The sequence below is a fragment of the Patulibacter americanus DSM 16676 genome (assembly GCF_000420025.1).
Classification (GTDB): domain Bacteria; phylum Actinomycetota; class Thermoleophilia; order Solirubrobacterales; family Solirubrobacteraceae; genus Patulibacter; species Patulibacter americanus.
Map to the genome: position 1 here is coordinate 128,816 of NZ_ATUD01000005.1, position 14,498 is coordinate 143,313.

15 protein-coding genes and 1 tRNA gene are annotated in these 14,498 nt (G+C 75.2%); 11 read left to right on the plus strand and 5 right to left on the minus strand.

Annotated features, from left to right (window positions below):
* Nucleotides 1-93 precede the first annotated feature (93 nt).
* A complete protein-coding gene (locus tag F593_RS24160) occupies nt 94-729 on the plus strand; it encodes a hypothetical protein (RefSeq protein WP_022928678.1) in 636 nt (211 codons plus the stop codon).
* Here F593_RS24160 and F593_RS0110345 read toward each other — a convergent pair.
* Both F593_RS0110345 and F593_RS0110350 read right to left on the minus strand, forming a co-directional pair.
* Complete coding sequence (locus F593_RS0110345; RefSeq protein ID WP_022928679.1) at nt 701-979, minus strand: hypothetical protein; 279 nt, start codon at nt 977-979, stop codon at nt 701-703. The genes F593_RS24160 and F593_RS0110345 overlap by 29 nt on opposite strands.
* Nucleotides 980-1,192: 213 nt before the next feature.
* Nucleotides 1,193-1,450 carry a helix-turn-helix domain-containing protein gene (locus tag F593_RS0110350; protein WP_022928680.1) on the minus strand — a complete coding sequence of 86 codons (258 nt, stop codon included), beginning with the start codon at nt 1,448-1,450 and terminating at the stop codon, nt 1,193-1,195.
* 144 nt (nt 1,451-1,594) lie between these two features.
* Between F593_RS0110350 and F593_RS0110355 the strand changes: the two genes are divergently transcribed.
* Both F593_RS0110355 and F593_RS0110360 read left to right on the plus strand, forming a co-directional pair.
* A complete protein-coding gene (locus tag F593_RS0110355) occupies nt 1,595-2,878 on the plus strand; it encodes a hypothetical protein (RefSeq protein ID WP_022928681.1) in 1,284 nt (427 codons plus the stop codon).
* 24 nt (nt 2,879-2,902) lie between these two features.
* Nucleotides 2,903-3,694 (plus strand): hypothetical protein, encoded by a 792-nt coding sequence (locus F593_RS0110360; protein ID WP_022928682.1) that lies wholly within the window; start codon nt 2,903-2,905, stop codon nt 3,692-3,694.
* Between the two features lie 75 nt (nt 3,695-3,769).
* On the opposite strand, the gene F593_RS0110365 is transcribed toward F593_RS0110360, so the two are convergent.
* Nucleotides 3,770-3,842, minus strand: a tRNA-Ile gene (locus tag F593_RS0110365).
* A gap of 122 nt (nt 3,843-3,964) precedes the next feature.
* Here F593_RS0110365 and F593_RS0110370 point away from each other — a divergent pair.
* The 3 genes from F593_RS0110370 to pdxT all read left to right on the plus strand — a co-directional run bounded on the left by F593_RS0110370 (nt 3,965) and on the right by pdxT (nt 6,380).
* Nucleotides 3,965-4,846 (plus strand): MurR/RpiR family transcriptional regulator, encoded by an 882-nt coding sequence (locus tag F593_RS0110370; RefSeq protein WP_022928683.1) that lies wholly within the window; start codon nt 3,965-3,967, stop codon nt 4,844-4,846.
* 86 nt (nt 4,847-4,932) lie between these two features.
* Nucleotides 4,933-5,817 carry a pyridoxal 5'-phosphate synthase lyase subunit PdxS gene (gene pdxS, locus F593_RS0110375; protein WP_022928684.1) on the plus strand — a complete coding sequence of 295 codons (885 nt, stop codon included), beginning with the start codon at nt 4,933-4,935 and terminating at the stop codon, nt 5,815-5,817.
* The gene (pdxT, locus tag F593_RS0110380) at nt 5,811-6,380 is read left to right on the plus strand and encodes a pyridoxal 5'-phosphate synthase glutaminase subunit PdxT (RefSeq protein WP_022928685.1); all 570 of its coding nucleotides are present in this window, start codon (nt 5,811-5,813) and stop codon (nt 6,378-6,380) included. Before pdxS ends, pdxT begins: the two co-directional genes overlap by 7 nt.
* A 33-nt stretch (nt 6,381-6,413) precedes the next feature.
* Here the strand turns inward: pdxT and F593_RS0110385 are convergent, their stop codons facing one another.
* Nucleotides 6,414-7,595, minus strand: coding sequence for a hypothetical protein (locus tag F593_RS0110385; protein ID WP_022928686.1), 1,182 nt, complete (start codon nt 7,593-7,595; stop codon nt 6,414-6,416).
* A 222-nt stretch (nt 7,596-7,817) separates the two neighbouring features.
* The gene (locus F593_RS0110390) at nt 7,818-9,221 is read right to left on the minus strand and encodes a phosphomannomutase/phosphoglucomutase (protein WP_022928687.1); all 1,404 of its coding nucleotides are present in this window, start codon (nt 9,219-9,221) and stop codon (nt 7,818-7,820) included.
* A gap of 354 nt (nt 9,222-9,575) precedes the next feature.
* On the opposite strand from F593_RS0110390, the gene F593_RS0110395 reads away from it, so the two are divergent.
* From F593_RS0110395 to F593_RS0110415, 5 genes are all read left to right on the plus strand, one after another.
* Nucleotides 9,576-10,736: a S8 family peptidase gene (locus F593_RS0110395; protein ID WP_022928688.1), complete on the plus strand. Its 1,161-nt coding sequence runs from the start codon at nt 9,576-9,578 to the stop codon at nt 10,734-10,736.
* A gap of 64 nt (nt 10,737-10,800) precedes the next feature.
* Nucleotides 10,801-11,487: a methyltransferase domain-containing protein gene (locus F593_RS28150; RefSeq protein ID WP_022928689.1), complete on the plus strand. Its 687-nt coding sequence runs from the start codon at nt 10,801-10,803 to the stop codon at nt 11,485-11,487.
* A gap of 75 nt (nt 11,488-11,562) precedes the next feature.
* On the plus strand, nt 11,563-12,810 hold the full coding sequence (locus F593_RS0110405; protein WP_022928690.1) for an NADH:flavin oxidoreductase/NADH oxidase family protein: 1,248 nt from the start codon (nt 11,563-11,565) through the stop codon (nt 12,808-12,810).
* Nucleotides 12,811-12,912: 102 nt separating this feature from the next.
* Nucleotides 12,913-13,638, plus strand: coding sequence for an SDR family NAD(P)-dependent oxidoreductase (locus tag F593_RS0110410; protein WP_022928691.1), 726 nt, complete (start codon nt 12,913-12,915; stop codon nt 13,636-13,638).
* Nucleotides 13,639-13,745: 107 nt separating this feature from the next.
* A complete protein-coding gene (locus tag F593_RS0110415; protein ID WP_022928692.1) occupies nt 13,746-14,489 on the plus strand; it encodes a sugar phosphate nucleotidyltransferase in 744 nt (247 codons plus the stop codon).
* Nucleotides 14,490-14,498 lie beyond the last annotated feature (9 nt).

Genomic DNA, 14,498 nt, shown 5'->3' on the forward strand with positions numbered 1-14,498 from the left:
GTTGCGTTCTCCGGCGCCCGTTCCTACGGTGGGTCGGCCGCCGTGGCGCACTCTATTCCAGGGCGCCCGTTCCGCCGACCTCAGGAACGCACCGTGTCTCGCAAGACCGTCATCCAGGATCTCCGCCGCACCATCGACTGCCTGCCGCTCGCGACGCGCGTCGCGATGCTGGAGGGCGTGCGCGAGGAGACGATCATCGTCGGCGCGTACACCGACGGCACGGGCGGCGTCTGCCCGATGCTCGCCGCGCACCGTCACGGCGGGCGCACGAGCTTCCTGCAGTTCGCGCGCACGTGGGACGCGTTCGCGAAGGCCCCGGCCCGGGGCTCGCGGCCCGCGAAGGAGCGGGAGCTGCGGATCCTGGAGCGCCACCTCGAGGCGAGCATCGCCGCGAGCGAGGGCGAGGTGACGGGGGGTGAGCTGGCCGAGGCCATCGCCGAGCACCGGACGCTCGTCGCCCGGTCCCGCGCCGCCCAGCCGACGCCGGAGCCCGGAGAGTCGCGCCGCCGGACGGCCAAGCCGAACCGGGGCGCGCCCCGTCTGCCGGGCTGGATACGGCCCATCGGCTCCGTGGCGGAGTACGAGGCCGTGCTCGAGCAGGTGGACCGCCAGCGCATCCGCCTGGGGCTCGTCGGCGACACCGCGGGCCCGGCGCCGCGCGATGCCGCCGAGTCGCGGCAGGCGCGTGAGGACCACGGGGTCAGCACGCCCGAACCGGCGCGTCGCTGAGCAGCGCCGCAGCGCACACCGCGGCCCTCGTCGGCAGCACGAACGCGTCGCGCCGGTGCACCAGGCCGTCCGCGGCGAGGTCGCGGACCGCGCGGCCACACGGCTCGTCGTGCTCGGCGACCGCCCGCGCGAGCTCGCCCTCGGTCAGCCACGCCGGATAGAGGCGGAGCAGGTGCTCGAGGAGGGCGGCCCGCAGGCGGCGGTCGGCGTCGGCGGGATCGGGACGGTGGTGGAGCGAGGCAGCGGACATGGCTCGAAGGGAACGCGGGACAGGGTGACGAACATACGTTCGCCCTCGGTCGGCCAGCGCCCCACGGGCCGCGTTCGACGCAGGTCCGGCACGGATCGCGGAGATCTGGCACGAACCGCGGAGGCCCGGCAAGAACGGTCCCGCTCTGTGCGCGGCGCGGCGCATGCCCACGGCGCGCGTCGGTCCCCCCGCTCGCGCCTCGGCGCGGACGCGCTAGAGCCCGGCGAGCATCTCGGAGAGGGGGCTGTCCAGTCCGCGGGCGAGCTTCACGAGGTTTTTGAACGACGGGTTGCGCTCACCGCGCTCGACCTGGCCCACGTAGGTCCAGTGGATGCCGGCGTCGGCGGCCACCCGCTCCTGCGTCTTGCCGGCGGCTGCACGGAGCTCCCGGACGCGGGCGCCCAGGGCGACGAGCTCGGGGTCTTTGGGTGGCCGGGCGTTCTCGCCGGTCGAGGTCGGGCTGTCGGGCATCCGTCGCGCCCATCTGCCCACGCCACAGACGATGCATCCAGAGGCGAAGCGTATAGCGCGCTTGCGTCTAGCGACGATTCGTATAGTCTGCGTACGGTGTGTGGAGGAGGCCAGTCGCCATGGGCGGCACCGGATACGCAAAGCGTGTTCCGCCGGGCGGACGGCTCGTCGCCTCGCGCGCCCGAGGCCCCGGGCGATCCGTTGGGGGCGGCGGTGCGGCGAGCGGAGGACGCGGTGGCGGTCGCCCGGTTGCGCGTGGCCGAGCACGGGCGCCGCACCACGCAGGAGGCCCGCGCCGCAGCCGGGCGCCTGGAGGCGGCTGCTCGCGTGCGAGCGCTGGACCAGGCCGCGACGCTCGCTCGCGATCTGCGGTCTGTGGTGCAGGCAGCAATGGGAATTCGGGGTGGGGGCGTCGTCGTGCCGGTCGGCACGGTCTGCGTCCGGAGGCACGCGGAGCCCACCGCGGCGGTGTTCGTGCCCCTGCTCGTGTCGACGGGGTGCGGGGGCGGCGCCCGGATCGTCGCCGGTGAGGACGCGATGCCGACCGTGGTCACGCTCGCTGCCGCAATCGCCGCACCGGCCTCGGCGGACCCGCTCGTCGTCGTCAACCCGAGGCGCCGGGTCCTGCCCGCCGCCCTCCGTGCGCTGCCCGGCCTGTGCGAGGTGCGCGACGGGCGCGGTCTGCTCGGCGCGGCGGGGCGACTGCCCGCGGGACGGGGGCGGTTGGTCGTCCTCGACCACCCGCACGACCTCGGGCTCGCTGGTCGCCGGCTCGTCCAAGGGGCCGGTGTCGATTCCCGGTTCCGCGCGCTGCTCGTTCACCATGCGGCAGACGCACCCGACGTGGACCTCGAGCACCGGCGCCTGCGCGTCACCCGCGACGCGGTACCTCAGCCGACGGCCGGCTGCGAGCTGTGGCCGGCCCGCGGCGGCTGGCGGTGGTCGGCTCACCCGCGACTCCGCGTGGTGCTGCCCGACGGCCCGGCTGAGAGAGGGAGTGGTCCCCAGCCGGAACCGCCCGGGGCGTCATGGGAGAGGGCCCCGGCAACAGGCCGAGCGTCGGCCGAGGAGCCGGACCTGGCCGAGTACGAGCGTCTGCTGGAGTGCTTGGCGGAGGTTGCGGTCGAGCTTGATGCGACCTTCGCGACCGCGCGACGCAACGAGCGCGACGCACTCGATCGGGCGGCCGCGATGCGGCGCAGGATGCTCGACGCCATCGACGTCGAGGCACGCGCGATCGACCTCCTCCTGCGGCGGGTCGGAGGTGCCCGGTCGCCACCCGCTGGCGGCTTCGGCGACCCGGGAATGCCGTGTACAGCGGCTCCGCGGCGGAATCCCACGGCGGCGACGGATCTGACGCCGCTCCGCGCGGCGAGGGCGGCGCTGGCCCGTGCCATCGATACGGCCATGCACACACGAGGGGACTGATCGACGTGCGATTCTCCCGGGCACATGAAGCGTCCATCCCTTGCCGTCGTCCTCGTGGCGCTCGGACTCCTCGCCCCCGTCGCGACCCTCGCGGGGCCAGCTGCGGCCGGCCAGCTGCCGTCGGCCCCGGCGCAGCTTGCTCTGTCGGGCGGCAGCCCCGCTTCGACCGTCCCGGCGGCGGTCAAGGTCGATCGCTGCGCCGTCCGGTCGAAGACGGTGGCCCGGCTCAAGAAGCGGTACAAGACCGCGACCACCAAGCGAGGCAAGGCGCGGACGCAGCGGCTCCTCGGCGCAGCGCGGCGGTCGCTGAAGCGGTGTCGCTCCCGAAAGCCGGCCCCGGAGACCACGCCGGCGCCGAGCCCGGCCCCCAGCCCGGCGCCCTCGCCCGGCGCCAGCCCTGCGCCGCCGCCCCCGCCGGCTGCCCCGCCCGCGCCGCCCCCGGCGCCGGAGTCGCTTCGCCTGACGGTGAACGACGGGCCCGGCGGGACGTTCGCGTCGACGGCGACGCTCACGATCGCCGTCACGGGCCTGGCCGACCCGCCAGCCGGCAGCTTCTATCGCATTTCACTCCGGTCGCCCTCGGAGCTTCGCGGTCGGCCGCCGACGGGATGCGAACGGTCGAAGGACGTCGACGTGCGCGGTGCGAATGGTGCCGCGGCCACGTGGTCGCCGAACCCCAAGTGGTGCACGAGCACGACGGGCAGCGCCGTGGGTCGTGTGGTCGTGTGGTGGGGTCCTGAGGGGGCGCAGCTCGACCTCGCGTCCAACGTGGCCGCCGAAGCCGCCATCACCGTGGTCGATGGAGGGGCGCGGTAGCGTTCGGCGGTACGCGCCCGTCCGTCGGTGCAGCCGGCTGGACGGATGGGGGGCGCCGCGGGGCACCGTTCGTGATGGGCCGGGCGGGACTCGAACCCGCATCGGACGAATTATGAGTTCGCGGCTCTGACCATTGAGCTACCGGCCCGACGGCCCTCGCGGGCGCGCCGGGTGGGAAGCCTGCCAGAGGCGGGGGCGGACGGGCGTCTCGCCACATCCGCCAGCTCGTGGGAAGGAATCGGGGCGGGCCGGACGAACCTGTCATCGCCCATGAAGCGCACGTCCTCCTCTTCCCCGACGGCACTCGCCCCGATCGTCGATCACCAGACGCTCACGGAGTACATCCAGTCGCGATTCGACGATTTCTCACGGTCCCAGAAGGACGTGGCCCAGTACATCGTCGATCATCTCGACGAGGTGGCCTTCCAGACGGCCGAGGAGCTGGCGCGGCGGGCGAACACGTCCAGCTCCACGGTCGTGCGGTTCAGCCAGGCCCTCGGCTTCCACGGCTTCCCCGACCTGCAGGACGCGGCGCGCGACGAGTACCGTCGCCGGGTCGAGGCCCGGGGTACCGGCGGTGCCGGGAGCGAGACCGAGCCGCTGTTCGGGCTCGACCAGAGCCCGGGTGAGGCCTCGATCGCGGCCGACCACCTCGCGGTGGAGGAGACCGCCCGGCGCGTCTCCCGCTCGGTCCTCGAGGCGGCGGTGAACGACATCGGCAAGGCCGACCGCGTGATCATCGTGGCCGCCGACCAGGTCGCCTACTTCGGCACGTACTTCCGGCACCTGCTGATGCTGCTCGGGATCCCGACCGACATCGTGGCCAGCCACGCACAGGAGGGCCGCGCCCGCCTGGCGCGCCTCGACGAGAACGCCGTGCTGATCGGCATCACCGCCGGCCGCGCGCACCCGCTCGTCGTCCGCTCCCTGCAGCTCGCGCGCCACCGCCGCGCGAAGACGATCGCGATCACCGACGCGACCCTCTCCGAGGCTGCGAAGCTCGCGCAGCACAGCCTCTTCTACTCGAGCAACAGCCCGTCCTTCGTGCGCTCGCACGTCGCACTGCTCTCCCTCCTGCAGGCGATGGCGCAGGGCGTCTACGCCAACGACGGCGCCCGCGCCGACCGCATCCGCGCCTACCGCCTGAAGTAGGGGCGTACGCGGCGTACGCCCGACCGGTCCACCAGGCGACGGAACGACGCCCGGGCCGGGGGCGGCGCTCTGCGAGAATCGTCGCGATGCGCGACGAATCAACACCCCGTGTGAAGACCGGCCTGGCGGAGATGCTCCGCGGGGGCGTCATCATGGACGTCATCGACCCGGAGCAGGCGAAGATCGCCGAGGCCGCGGGCGCGACGGCGGTCATGGCGCTCGAGCGCGTCCCCTCCGACATCCGCCGCGACGGGGGCGTCGCCCGGATGAGCGACCCGCAGATGATCGTCGAGATCCAGGCGGCCGTCTCCATCCCGGTGATGGCGAAGGCCCGCATCGGCCACTTCGTCGAGGCGCAGGTGCTCCAGGCGCTCGAGGTGGACTACATCGACGAGTCCGAGGTCCTCACGCCCGCCGACGAGGCCAACCACATCGACAAGTGGGAGTTCGAGGTCCCGTTCGTCTGCGGCGCCACGAACCTGGGCGAGGCCCTGCGCCGCATCGCCGAGGGCGCGTGCATGATCCGCTCCAAGGGCGAGGCCGGCACCGGCGACGTCGTCGAGGCCGTCCGTCACATCCGCTCCATCCGCGGCGACATCAAGCGGCTCGCGGGCATGGACGGCGGCGAGCTCGCCACGGCGGCGAAGAACCACCAGGCCCCGCTCGAGCTCGTGCGCTGGGTCGCCGCGCACGGCAAGCTGCCCGTGCCGCTGTTCTCCGCCGGCGGCATCGCGACGCCGGCCGACGCCGCGCTGATGATGCAGCTCGGTGCCGAGTCGGTCTTCGTCGGCTCCGGCATCTTCAAGTCCGAGGACCCGCAGCGCCGGGCCGAGCGCGTCGTGATGGCGACGACGCACTTCCGGGACCCCGTCAAGGTCATGGAGGCCTCGAAGGGCCTCGGTCGCGCGATGGACAGCCTCGAGGCCCGCAAGCTCGGCGAGGACCAGCTCCTCGCCAGCCGCGGGTGGTAGCGCCCACCGTCGGCGTCCTGGCCCTGCAGGGCGGTGTGCTCGAGCACGCCGCCCACCTGCGGGCGCACGGCGCGGAGGTCCGCGAGGTCCGCACGCCCGAGGGCCTCGAGGGCCTCGACGCCCTGGTCCTGCCCGGGGGCGAGAGCACCACGATGACCCTGGGCATCCGCCGCGAGGGGCTCGAGGACCCCCTGCGCGACTTCGCCGCGTCCGGGCGGCCCGTCATGGCGACCTGCGCCGGGCTGATCCTGCTGGACCGCGAGCACCTCGACGTGCTGCCGATCCTCTGCGAGCGCAACGCGTTCGGCCGGCAGATCCGCTCCTTCGAGGGAGAACTCGACGTTGCCGGCGTCGAGGGCGGACCGCACCGCGGCGTCTTCATCCGCGCCCCGAAGGTCGTCGAGGTGCAGCCGCCCGTCGAGGTGACGGCGCGCGTGGACGACGCCGTCGTGGGGGTGCGCTCCGGCGCCATCGAGGGCTATGCCTTCCACCCCGAGCTGACGGACGACGGTCGGATCCACGACGCGTTCGTCACCCGGGTACGGGCCGCCCGCGAGGCCTAGCCACGCGGGAGCGGGCCTCCGGCACCGCGGCGGCTACGGCAGGGGCGGGATGGCCCGGGGGTCATCCGGCACGGTGGGGATCGTCGGACGCGGTACGGACGGCGCGCCCCCGTCGCGCTCGCCGCTGAAGGCGCCGGCGGCGACGAGCGCGACGATCGCGACCGCGAGCAGCAGCAGCGCCGGCACGCCGAGCTGGCGGACGACGGCGCTCTGGAGCACACCCTGCGACGGTCGGGCGACCACGGGCACGGCGCCGGCCGACGGAGTCGGCGGTGCTCCGACGGCCAGCGCGGCCGCGTCCCCGATCGGCGTGGGCGCGCCCTCGGCCGGCACCGGGGCGTCGCCGGGGGCGCCCGACACCGTGGCCGTCGGCCCGCGCCCATGGCTGGCGTCCGTCCGGGCGAGCGTCCGCCGGCGCCGCCGACGGGGCGGGGCCGGGCGGCGCTCGGGCCGCGGCAGCCCGGGGTGGGGCACGAGGTAGCCCAGCGACTCGGGGCCGGAGGGATCCTCCGGGGGGCCCGGGGGGCCCGGGGGGCCCGGGGGAACGGGGCCTGCCGCCGCCGGCCCGGCACCGTTGGCTGCGGGTGCGGGCTCCGGGTCGGCGCCGTCGGCCGCCCCGTCGGCCGGCCGACGGGTCTCGGCGTCCGCGTCGAGGAGCGGCAGCGTCGGTGGGGCGGGAATGGCGGTGCGCCGGACGGCCGCGTCGGGGCCGGCGGGCGCGGTGGGGGCTGCCGCGAGGGCCATGGCGGTGGCGATGACGCCGACCTCGGTGCCGGTCAGCGGCGCCTGGTGGTCGCGGGCGTAGCCGCGCTCGGCGCGGTCGAAGCCGGCGGCGAGCTCGCGGGCGGCGGGGGAGTCGCGGAGGAGAGCGTCCAGGCGGGCCTCGTCGTCGGGGTCCAGGCGGCCGGTGTGACGGGCGACGAGGAAGTGCGCCACCGCGTCCGGCGCGTCGCCGGCCGGCAGTCCCCGACCGGCGTGCCGGGTCGCCGCGGAGCGCGTGGCGGACAGCAGGGCGCGGCCGACGGCGTCGTCGTCCTGGTGGGGCGAAGCGAGACGCACCCGCAGGGCGGCGAAGGCCTCGCCGGCGCCGCGCAGGGCGCGCTCCGGGGTCGTGACCTCGTCGAGGTAGGCCACGACGCGGCCGCCGTGCCGGGCGACGAACGCGGCCGTCGAGACGGGGTCGCCGGCGGGAGGCAGGGCGACGGGCGGGGTCACGGGCGCACCGGCGACGGCGATGGACGATCCCGCGGGATCAGCGGCCGGCGGGGGTCGCGGGGCGAGGACGGCGGACCACGGCGACCATCTAAGCACGTGCACCACCGCGCGCTCCGGCCGTCCTACCGGCGGTCGCGGGCGGTGCCCCCGGGCCCGGGGCGCGGGGCGTGACGCAGGCGGGGGCCGGCCGCCGGGCGGACCGGCGGCCGCGTCCCTGCGGTCCTAGCCGCGGATGAGGCCGAGGACCTCGTCGCGCCGGCGCTCCATGTCCTCCACGGACACGAGCGACTCGAGGCAGAGGCGCAGAAGCGGCTCGGTGTTGGACTTGCGCACGTTGAAGTGCCAGTCGTCGTAGTCCACCGAGACGCCGTCGACGTGGGTGATCGTCGCGCCCTGGGCGGCGTAGCGCTCCTCGATCTCGGCCATCCGCGCGTCGGCGTCCTCGACCGTCGAGTTGATCTCGCCCGAGATGAAGTACCGCTCGTGGAAGCGCCCGACGAGGGAGGAGAGCTTCTCGCCCGTCACGGACAGCAGCTCGAGGATCAGGAGCGCCGGGAGGGTGCCGGAGTCGGCGTTCGAGAACTTCTCGAAGTAGTAGTGGCCCGAGACCTCGCCGCCGAAGATCGCGCCCTCCTGCGGCATCCGCGTCTTGAAGAACGCGTGGCCGACCCGGTTGATCAGCGCGCGGCCACCGGCGGCCTCGACCACGTCGGCCACGGCGCGGGAGGCGCGGCAGTCGTAGAGGATCGCCGGGGCGTCGTTGCCGCCCTCACGGGCCTTCTGCACGAGCGACTCGGCGAGCAGGGCGGTGAGGAAGTCGCCGTCGACGAAGCGGCCCTCGTCGTCGATGAAGAAGCAGCGGTCCGCGTCGCCGTCCCACGCGATCCCCAGGTCCGCGCCGGTCTCGCGGACCTTGTCGATGATGAACTGGCGGTTCTCCGGCAGGAGCGGGTTGGGCTCGTGGTCGGGGAAGTTGCCGTCCGGCGTCCAGTACGTCTCGACGAGGTCGAGGCCCAGGTGCTTCAGGATCGGCCCGATCATCGGACCCGCCATGCCGTTGCCGCCGTCGACGACGACCTTCAGCGGCTTGATCTTCGCCGGGTCGATGAACTCGATGGCGGACTGCTGGAAGGCGTCGTAGACGTCCTCCTCGAGCACCAGGCCCGGGGTCTCCGCGCCCGGGCGGTCGGGGTCCGTCTCCTCGCTCTGGGCGAGGTCGCGGATCTCGCCGATGCCGCGCTCGCCGGAGAGCGCGAGGGCGCCCTTCTCCACGAGCTTCGCGCCCGTGTAGGCCTTCGGGTTGTGCGAGGCGGTGCACATCAGGCCGCCGTCGAGGCCGCGCGTGCCGACGAGCCAGTAGAGCATCTCGGACCCGACCTGCCCGATGTCGGTGACGGCCGCGCCCTCGAGCACGATGCCGTCGCGGTAGGCCCGCAGGAGCTCGGGGGCGGAGAGGCGCATGTCGCGACCCACGGCGACGTGGACGTCGGTCACGTCCTTGCCGGAGAGGTCGGCGATGACCCGCGCGAACGCGCGCCCGATGCGGTGCGCGACGGCGGCGTCGATCTCCTCGCCCGCGATCCCGCGGACGTCGTAGGCCTTGAAGATTCCGCTCGGGACGCTCATCGCGCGCATCCTACGTCGCGCCGCGCCCCACCCGCGTGAAGACGGTGTGCGCGCCCGCGGACGCGGTGGGTGTCCAGCGCGTGTCCACCCGGCCTGGGTGCGGTCTGGACGCGCGTAGGGGTCCAGCGAGGTCAAGACCGAGGCCGTTTGGCCGATGACGGCCCCAGGGGAGAGATTCCCCCAACAACAACTGGTGGGTGCCGGCTGGAACCGACACCCACCGCCGTCCGAACCACGAACGGTCCTCGGGGGTGCTGCAACACCCGCGGGGGTCGGACTCAGGAGAGAGAGCTCCCGTTGTCCGCCCACCACCCTAGCCGCGCTTGGGCGCGCGCCGCTGCGGCTTGCGCCGCCGTGGCCGCGTCCGCGACCGTGCTGCCCGCCGGGGCCCAGGCCGCGGGGCCCGCCCATGCCCGCGGGGCGGTCGTCGTCGGGCAACCCGCACCGGGACCGCTGACGTCCGCGCCGGCCGCCGGCCCGGATGCCCCGATCGTCTGCGTCGTCGACGGCGGCGTGCAGGACGGGCCCGCGACGAGCGGCCGCGTCGTCGCCCGTTCGAGCGTCACGGACGCCCCGGGCCTCGAGGACGCCTCGGTCGCCCACGGCACCCTCGTGGCCGAGGCGGCGCTCGCCGTCTGGCCGCAGGCCCGCATCGCGTCCGTCCGCGCGACGACGAACGGCCTGAGCGAGATCCGCCACCAGATCGCGGCGGTCGACCGCTGCGGCGAGCTCGGCGCCAGCGTCATCAACATCTCCATCGGCGGCCCACACCCCGGTCCGGCGTGGGAGGGCCTCATGCGCGAGGCCGTCGGCCGCGCCGTGGCCCAGGGCCGCGACGTGGTGGTGGCCGCGGGCAACACGCCCGGACCCCCGGTCTACCCGGCCGTCTCGCTGGGCGACCTCGCCGTGGTCGTCGACGCGGTCGACGCGTCCGGCGCCCGCTGCCCGTTCGCGTCGACCGGCCCGCAGGTGACGGTCGGCGCGCAGGCCTGTCCGACCTGGCTGCCCTCCGGCGGCCCGGGGCAGTTCGCCCCCGTGAGCGGCTCCTCCGTCGCCGCCCCCCAGGTCGCCGCGATGCTCGCGGCCCTGCGCACGTACGCCCCGGGCCTCGACGCCGCGGGGCGCCGGGCGGCGCTGACGGGCCTGCCGGGCGGCGTGCTCGACCAGGCCGAGGTGCTGCGCCGCGTCGGCCGCGCCGACCTGCTGCCGGCCCCGCCCCGGCCCGTCCTGCGCCTCGATGCCGTCCAGCAGCCGGTGACGATGCCGACCATCCCGTCGCCGACCCTCCGCGTGCGGTGGGGCGGCCGCGGCGCCACGGTGTCCGTCCGCCGCTCGCCGGTCGGGATCCGGCTGACCGTCCGTGGCGGCCGGCGCCCCGTGTCGGCCCGCGCGAACCGCGTGCTCGTGCCCCGCCGGCTGTTGCACGGCCGGCGGGCGCTGTCCGTCGTCGTCGCCGACCGTACGGGCGCGACCGTCCTGCGGCAGCGGGTGCCGGTCCCGTCGCGGAGCCGCTGAGCGCCCCGCCGCCCCGTTGCGGCCGGGGCGGTCCGCCGGGAACGGCCCCGTAGACTCGCCGCCGATGGCGCAGCCGATCACCCGCGAGTTCCTCTCCGACGTGCTCGCGGTGGTCCCGACGCCCGATCCGGTCGTCGCGTTCGGGGTCCTGCAGGCCGAGCCGGACCCGGACGGCGACCTGCGCCGGTTCTTCCCCGGCCGCCCGTTCGTCGGGACCGACCTGCGTCCCGGGCCCGGCGTCGACCGCGTCGAGGACCTGCAGGCGCTGCGGATCGCGGACGGCCGGGTCGGTACGGCGGTCTGCCTCGACACCCTCGAGCACTGCGCCGACCCCGTCACCGCCGTGCGTGAGCTCCACCGGGTCCTGCGCCCCCGCGGCGGCGTCTGCCTCCTCTCGTGCGGGGTGCGGTTCGGGACCCCGGGCCGTTCCGACGACCGCCTCCGCTTCACGCCGGAGGGCTTCCGGGGGCTGCTCGCGCCGTTCGACGACGTCTGGGTCCAGGGCGTCGGTGACCCCGGGAACCCCAGCCGGGCCTTCGCCGTCGGGATCCGTGGCGGCTCCCTCGACGTCCTGCGGGAGCGGGGCCTGCCGCGGCTGCAGGCGGACCAGCGCGCGTGGGAGCAGACCCGGGGCGCCGTCCGCGTGGGCCCTGTGCGCCACCCGCCGCGTCAGCTCGCGCGGGAGCTCGGCCGCGAGGGCATCCGGCGGCTGCACCGCCGGCTGCACCGCCGGCTGCGCGGCCGCCGCTGACCGGACCGGTCCTTCCTACGTCGGGTAGGGTCGGCCGCGCGGGCGCCGGACGGCGCCCGGGACCCCGGAGCACCCATGCCCGACGCCACCGCCCCGCCCCGTCTCGCCCTCGGCTCGCCGCTCACCCTGCCGGGCGGGCAGGCCCTGCCCAACCGACTGGCGAAGTCGGCCCTGAGCGAGCAGCTCGGCGACCGCCGCAACGCGCCGACGCCGCAGCTCGTCCGCCTATACCGCCGGTGGGCGCAGGGTGGCGCTGGCCTGCTCGTGACGGGCAACGTGATGGTCGACCGCCGCCAGCTCGGCGAGCCGCGGAACGTCGTGGTCGAGGACGACCGCCACGCCGGGCTGCTGAGCGCGTGGGCGGACGCCGCGAGTTCGGGCGGCGGCCAGGCGTGGGCGCAGGTCAACCACCCCGGGCGCCAGGCGCTGTGGCTCGCCGGCTCCGCCCGGCCCGTCGCCCCGAGCGCGGTGGCCCCGAGGATCCCCGGCTACGTCACGCCGCGGGCGCTGACGCCGGACGAGATCCGGGACCTCATCGGCCGCTTCGCGCGTACGGCGCAGGTGCTGAGCCATGCCGGCTTCGCGGGCATCCAGCTCCACGCCGCCCACGGGTACCTCGTCTCGCAGTTCCTCTCGCCGCTGGCCAACGTTCGCGACGACGAGTGGGGCGGCGACGCCGAGCGCCGCCGTCGGTTCGTGCTCGAGGTCGTCCGCGCGATCCGCGGCGCCGTCAAGCCGGGCACCGCCGTGGCGATCAAGCTCAACTCGGCCGACTTCCAGCGCGGCGGGTTCGACGAGGACGAGTCCATGGCCGTCCTCGAGGCGCTCGCCGGCGAGGACCTCGACCTCATCGAGGTCTCGGGCGGCACGTACGAGCGCCCGGCGATGATGGAGGGCGACCGGGGCGCGAAGGCCTCGACCGTCCAGCGCGAGGCGTACTTCCTGAGCTACGCCGAGCGCCTGCGGGAGCGGGTGCCGGACACGCCGCTGATGGTGACGGGCGGGTTCCGCACCGCGGCGGCGATGGCCGACGCCGTGAGCACCGGCGCCTGCGACATCGTCGGGCTGGGTCGGCCCCTCGCGGTCGACCCCGACGCGCCGAAGGGCCTGCTGGACGGCACCGTCGAGCGGGTCGTGGTCGGCGAGCGGCGGATCGGCGTGCCCAAGCTCGACAGCGCCGTCGACCTGTACTGGCACACCCGCCAGCTGCGCCACATGGGCGCCGGCCGCGAGCCGCGGACGGACGAGGGCGCCTGGCGCGCCGCCGCCGGCCTGCTGCTCGAGAACGGCTGGGGCGCGATGCGCCGCCGCCGCGGCGGTTGAGCCCGCACCGCACGAATCGTCCGCGGGCCTGCGTCCGGCCTGCGATCCTGAGCGCGCCGGGCGACCGGCGAGCACCCGAGAACCCCAACGAGGAGTCCCCACATGACCCAACGCGCCGCCATCGTCACCGGAGCCTCGAGCGGCATCGGCCTCGCCATCGCCCGCGTGCTGGGGGAGGAGGGCTACGCCCTCACCCTCGCCGCCCGCCGGCCGGAGAAGCTCGAGACCGCCGCCAACGAGCTGCGCGAGGAGGGCTTCACCGTCCACCACGTCGCCGCGAAGCTGCAGGACGAGGACGAGGTGAAGCGCGTCGTCGCGGAGCACCGCGAGCGGTACGGCCGGCTCGACGTCCTCGTCAACAACGCGGGCGTCGGCATCGGCGCCCCCGTCGCCGAGATCCAGACGAAGTACCTCGACATGCAGCTCGGCGTGAACCTGCGCTCGACGATGCTCTTCTACCGCGAGGCGATGGACCTGCTGCGCGAGGCGGGCCGCGAGCACCAGAGCGCGCTCGTCGTCAACACCGCGTCGATCACCGCGAAGTTCGGCGAGGCGTGGCTCTCCGTCTACGCCGCCACGAAGGCCGGCGTCGTGAACTGGACGGAGTCCATGCACCGCGAGCTCTCGGCCGAGGGCATCAAGTCCACGGCGCTCTGCCCGGGCTTCGTCGACACGCCGATGACGGACTTCGCGAAGGAGAGCGTCGAGGCCACCTCGATGATGACCCCCGCCGACATCGCGGAGTCCGTGCGGTTCCTGCTCAAGGTCTCCCCGGCGTGCTGCGTCCCGGAGATCCAGTTCGTCCGCCCCGGCGAGCGCATGATGTAGGGAGAGGGGGCCGGGCCCCGTCCCGAGCGTCTCGGGCCGAACCGCACAGGACTGCGGCGGGGCTCGGGCCACCCGGGAGGGGCCCGGGGGGCCATAGACTCGCCGGCGTGCCGGACCTCGCACCGCCCCCCGAACTGCCCGTCGTGATCCTCTGCGGGGGGCGCGGGACGCGCCTGGGGGCCGGGCAGACGCTGCCGAAGCCGCTCGTCGAGGTCGGCGGCCGGCCGATCGTCGAGCACATCGTCGGGCTCTACGCCGCGCAGGGCCAGCGTCGGTTCCTGCTCGCCGCGGGCTGGCACGCCGACCTGCTGTCCGCCGCCGTCGACGCCATCACGTGGCCGGACGGCGTGACGGTCTCGTGCGTCGACACGGGGGAGGACACGGAGACGGGCGGCCGCGTCCTCGCCCTCCGCGAGCGCCTGGACGGCGAACCGTTCCACCTCACCTACGGCGACGGCCTGGCCGACGTGCGCCTGGCCGAGCTCGAGGACGCCCACCGGCGCGGGGGCCGGGCGGCGACGATCACCGTCGTCCGTCCCGAGCTGCAGTTCGGGATCGTCGAGTTGGCCGGGGACGGCGAGGTGCAGGGGTTCCGCGAGAAGCCGCGGTCCATGCACTGGATCAACGGCGGGTTCATGCGGCTGGAGCCCGACGTCTTCGACGTGCTCACGGAGGACACCGCCCTCGAGCGCGAGCCGTTCGAGCGGCTCGCCGCCGCCGGGCGCCTGCACAGCCACCGCCACGACGGCTTCTGGGCGTGCATGGACACCTACAAGGACGCGCGCCGCCTGAACGACCTGTGGGAGGCCGGCGAGGCGCCCTGGTCCGCCGTCTCCGCGGGCGCCCGTTGAGGCCGGTGC

Excerpts from the sequence above, each read along its gene's own strand:
- F593_RS0110360 (WP_022928682.1), top strand. The coding sequence starts at position 2,903 with ATGAAGCGTCCATCCCTTGCCGTCGTCCTCGTGGCGCTCGGACTCCTC.
- F593_RS0110410 (WP_022928691.1), top strand. The coding sequence starts at position 12,913 with ATGACCCAACGCGCCGCCATCGTCACCGGAGCCTCGAGCGGCATCGGC.
- F593_RS0110405 (WP_022928690.1), top strand. The coding sequence starts at position 11,563 with ATGCCCGACGCCACCGCCCCGCCCCGTCTCGCCCTCGGCTCGCCGCTC.
- F593_RS28150 (WP_022928689.1), top strand. The coding sequence starts at position 10,801 with ATGGCGCAGCCGATCACCCGCGAGTTCCTCTCCGACGTGCTCGCGGTG.
- F593_RS0110345 (WP_022928679.1), bottom strand. The coding sequence starts at position 979 with ATGTCCGCTGCCTCGCTCCACCACCGTCCCGATCCCGCCGACGCCGAC.
- F593_RS0110350 (WP_022928680.1), bottom strand. The coding sequence starts at position 1,450 with ATGCCCGACAGCCCGACCTCGACCGGCGAGAACGCCCGGCCACCCAAA.
- pdxS (WP_022928684.1), top strand. The coding sequence starts at position 4,933 with ATGCGCGACGAATCAACACCCCGTGTGAAGACCGGCCTGGCGGAGATG.
- F593_RS0110390 (WP_022928687.1), bottom strand. The coding sequence starts at position 9,221 with ATGAGCGTCCCGAGCGGAATCTTCAAGGCCTACGACGTCCGCGGGATC.
- F593_RS0110370 (WP_022928683.1), top strand. The coding sequence starts at position 3,965 with ATGAAGCGCACGTCCTCCTCTTCCCCGACGGCACTCGCCCCGATCGTC.